2 protein-coding genes and 1 pseudogene are annotated in these 3,983 nt (G+C 71.8%); 2 read left to right on the top strand and 1 reads right to left on the bottom strand.

What is annotated here, in order from left to right; translation table 11 throughout:
- Positions 1-9: 9 nt before the first annotated feature.
- Positions 10-1,365 (bottom strand): annotated as a pseudogene (locus ACWEN3_RS42980) (MFS transporter); the annotation flags it as partial.
- A gap of 261 nt (positions 1,366-1,626) precedes the next feature.
- Between ACWEN3_RS42980 and ACWEN3_RS42975 the strand changes: the two are divergent.
- Together ACWEN3_RS42975 and ACWEN3_RS42970 are read left to right on the top strand one after the other, a co-directional pair.
- A complete protein-coding gene (locus ACWEN3_RS42975) occupies positions 1,627-2,832 on the top strand; it encodes a glycosyltransferase family 39 protein (RefSeq protein ID WP_452983135.1) in 1,206 nt (401 codons plus the stop codon).
- A 237-nt stretch (positions 2,833-3,069) separates the two neighbouring features.
- On the top strand, positions 3,070-3,983 hold a 914-nt coding region (locus ACWEN3_RS42970; RefSeq protein ID WP_452983132.1), incomplete at its 3' end, for a phosphatase PAP2 family protein.

Raw genomic sequence — 3,983 nt, 5'->3', positions numbered from 1 at the left:
GCTCATTCAGGCCGCGCGCGAGGCCGCGGAAGGGACCCCGGGCACCGACCGGAGCCCGGGCGTGTAGGCCGCGTTCATCACGCTGCCGAGCAGCGCGATGCCGATGCCGGCGCCGAGCTGGTACGACGTCTCGCCGATCGCCGCCGCGCCGCCGGCCCGGTCGACCGGGGCCTCGCTGAGCATCGACTCGTAGGCGCCGAAGAGCGTGGTCTCCAGGCCGAAGCCGAGCAGCACGAAGCCGGAGAGCAGCAGCGCCGGGTCGTCGGTGGCGCCCATCGCCGTCAGGGTCAGCACCGCGGCCGCCGTCAGGCCGAAGCCGAAGCAGACCATCCGGCGCGGCCCGAACCGGCGCAGCATCCGGGCGCCCGCGAGGCCCGCCGCCATCGCCGCGACGGTCAGCGGCAGCAGCCTGAGGCCGGTCGCCAGCGGCGACAGGCCGAGCACCAGTTGCAGGTACTGCGCGGCGATCAGCTCCAGGCCGACCAGCGCGAGCATCGCCAGCACGATGCAGCCCACCGAGGTGGTGAACGCGGGCCTGCGGAACATGCGCAGGTCCACCAGGGGATGCGACAGCCGCCGCTGGCGCCGTACGAAGAAGAACAGGAGGACCGCACCGGCCAGCAGCGGCAGCACGGTGCAGGGGCCCGCCGGGTCCTCTCCGCCGCCGAGCCGCTTCACGCCGAGGACGAGACCGAACAGGCCGGCCGCCCCCATCAGCGCGCCGGCCACGTCCCAGGGGCCGTTGCGGTCGCCCCGGGACTCGGGCAGCAGGATCCGGCCGACCGGCAGGCTGACCAGCATCAGGGGGATGTTGACGAGGAAGACCGCGCCCCACCAGAAGTGCTCCAGCAGGAAGCCGCCGAGCAGCGGCCCGACCGCCGCGCCGACCGCGGCGACCGCGCTCCAGATGCCGATGGCGAGCGCGCGCTCGCGCCGGTCGGGGAAGACCTGACGGAGGATCGACAGCGTGGCGGGCATGATCATGGCGCCGCCGACGCCGAGCAGGGCGCGGGCGAGAATGAGCATCTCGGCCGTCTGCGCGAACGCGGCCACGGCGGAGGCGACGCCGAAGAGGCCGTAGCCGAGCAGCAGGATGCGCCTGCGGCCGACCCGGTCGCCGAGGCTGCCGAAGAGGATCAGCAGCGAGGCGCAGACCAGCGGGTAGACGTCGACGATCCACAGCAGTTCGACGGCGCCGGGCCTGAGGTCCTCGGTGACCGCGGGGACCGCCACGTGCAGCACGGTCGCGTCGAGGGCGACGAGCAGCAGGCTGACGCAGAGGACGACGAGGACGACCCAGCGGTTGGCACCGGCCCCGGCCGCCCGACGGCACGGCCGTGCGGCAGCCGTGGTCGTCCCGGACATGTACGTACCTCCCAGATGCTCCCTCGTGCGGTGCGGACGGACGGGGTGGGGACTCCCCTGTCGTACGGCCGGAGAGGAGCGGTGTCCCCGGCCCGCGCGAAACCCACGGAGGTGACTTGTCAGCGTACGCGAGTTCGCCCCGCGGACACGTGGCGGACATCTCACACGGATGACGAACCCGTGTGGCGTACACCACGCCTTCCCCTCTTGACCACGGCCCGGCGGTCGGTCCGGTTCACGGGCCGGTCGATAATCTGGCCTGTGACCGATCTTGAGACGCGCGCGGCCCCACCCCACGCGCCCCTCCTTCGCCGGGCCGTCCCGGCCCTCCTGGGCTATGCGGCGGTCCGCGCCCTGGGGCTCGTCGTGCTGGCGCTGTGGAGTGCCGCGCGCGACAGGAGCGCCCACAAACTGCTGACCGCGCGATGGGACTCGCTCTGGTACACGCGGACGGCCGAGCTCGGTTACGGCTACCAGGTGCGACTGCCGAACGGGGACCTCCACTCCAACCTGGCGTTCTTCCCGCTGCTGCCGTGGCTGGAGCGGTGGCTGCACGCGATCACCCCGCTGTCGTACGCGGACGCGGGTTTCGCCGTGAGCCTCCTGGCCTCGCTCGCCGCGGCGGCCGGGATCTTCGCGGTCGCCGAACACGTCCACGGCTCCCGGGTGGGCGTCTGCGCCGTGCTCGTCTGGGCGGTGCTGCCGGTCGGGATCGTGCAGTCGATGGCCTACAGCGAGTCGCTGTTCACCGCGCTCGCCGCCTGGTCGCTGTACGCGGTGCTGACCGGGCGGTGGATCAGCGCCGGCGTGCTGGCGGCGCTGGCGGGACTGACCCGGCCCGTGGGGGCGGCGGTGGTCGCGGCGGTGTGGGTCGCGGGCGTGATCTCGTTCGGACGGGACCGAAGCGCGTCGCGCACGGACGGCGCGCACGCCACGACACGCGCCCCGTCCCCGGCGCGGGACGCCCCGCCGTGGCGCCGCGTCCTCGGCATGGTGATCGCTCCGCTCGGGGCCGCCGGCTATGTCCTCTGGGTGGGGCACCGCACCGGCAAGGGCCCGCTCGGCTACCTGGACGTGCAGGCCGGATGGCGCAACGGCTTCGACGGCGGCTACGCCTTCGGGCGCTTCGTGGCCGACAAGTTCGCGTCATTTCCGTCCGCCCTCGCGGGCGTCGGTCTGATCATCGGGGTGGGCCTGCTGATCTGGCTGTACGTCACCTGTGTGCGCCGGGACGAGCCGCTCGCGCTCTTGGTGTACACAGGTGTCGTCCTCGTACTCGCCCTGTGCGCGTCAAGCTACTTCGGCTCCAAGCCCCGGCTGCTGGTTCCGGCCTTCCCGGTGCTGTTCCCGCTCGCCTGCGCCCTCGCCCGGCTGCGGACCTCCCGATCCGCCCTGGTCACGGCGGGGTTGGCGGTCGCCTCGGCGGTCTACGGCGCGTTCTGGCTGAACGGTTCCGGCCCACCATGATCGGCTCAAGCGGGCGATGACGCTCCGGAGAATTCCGCCCCAGGGCCGGGTTAACGCATTCATAAGCGCTATATAAACAACGCCCGGCATGATCAAAGGAATTGCGGGCACTGGCCTCACAGGATTGCGGAATGCCTGGAATTAGGACCGCGCTTGAGACGTTTCCCACATCACATCGTCATCACAAAGCCCCTGTTTCGACCGGGAACACAGCTCACTCGCTGTAACGTCGATTGGGTGCGTACCGAACGAAACCTCACCCGGCGTCTGGACCGGGTGTTCGCCAGACTCGACCGTGAGCCGGAACGACCGGCTCACATCGACGTGCCGAGGATGAGCCGGCACCGGGTCGTTCTGTTCACCGCGACCCTGGCTTTCTACCTGGCGATCGTGTGGGCCGTGGTGATCACCTCCTGGCTGGTCCGGCTCGACTGGCAGGTCATGTTCTTCCGGCCGTACCAGCAGTGGCCGCAGATCCACGCCTTCCTCGACTACTACGTGGTGCTCGGCCAGCGCGGCCCCACCGCGGTGATGGTCGCGGCCTGGCTCGGCTGGCGCTCCTGGCGGCAGCACACGCTCCGCCCGCTGCTGACCCTGGCCGCCTCCCTGCTGCTGCTGAACATCACGGTCGGCGCCGCCAAGTACGGCATGGGGCGGCTCGGTCCGCACTACGCGACCGTGATCGGCTCGAACGAGATGGGCCTGGGCGGCGATATATTTCCCAGCGGCCACACCGCCAACGCGGTGGTCACCTGGGGCATCCTGGCGTATCTGGCCTCGACCCCGAGAGCGCGCCGCTGGCTGTCGGCGCTGTCGGCGGTCACCTCCCTCGGCGTCGGCCTCACCACCGTCTACCTCGGTACGCACTGGCTGAGCGACGTGCTGCTGGGCTGGGCCGCGGGTCTGCTGATCCTGCTCGCCCTGCCGTGGTGCGAGCCGCTGATCGCCAGGACCGAGGTCTGGCTCCTCGATCTGCGTGACCGCTGGCGCGCCCGCCTCAGCCGGCCCGTCCCGGAACCGGCCGTCCCGGTCACGCCGGTGGTGCTCATGCCACGCGGCATGGCGGCCGAGCAGCCCACGCCGGTCCGCGAGCCGGTCTCCTCGACGCGCGCCTCCCGGGGTCTGGTGCACCTGGCCCCCGGGCCGCACAC

This window comes from Streptomyces sp. NPDC004561 (assembly GCF_053602155.1).
The sequence above is the reverse complement of the archived record's forward strand: the minus strand, read 5'-3'. Positions and strand labels throughout refer to the sequence as shown.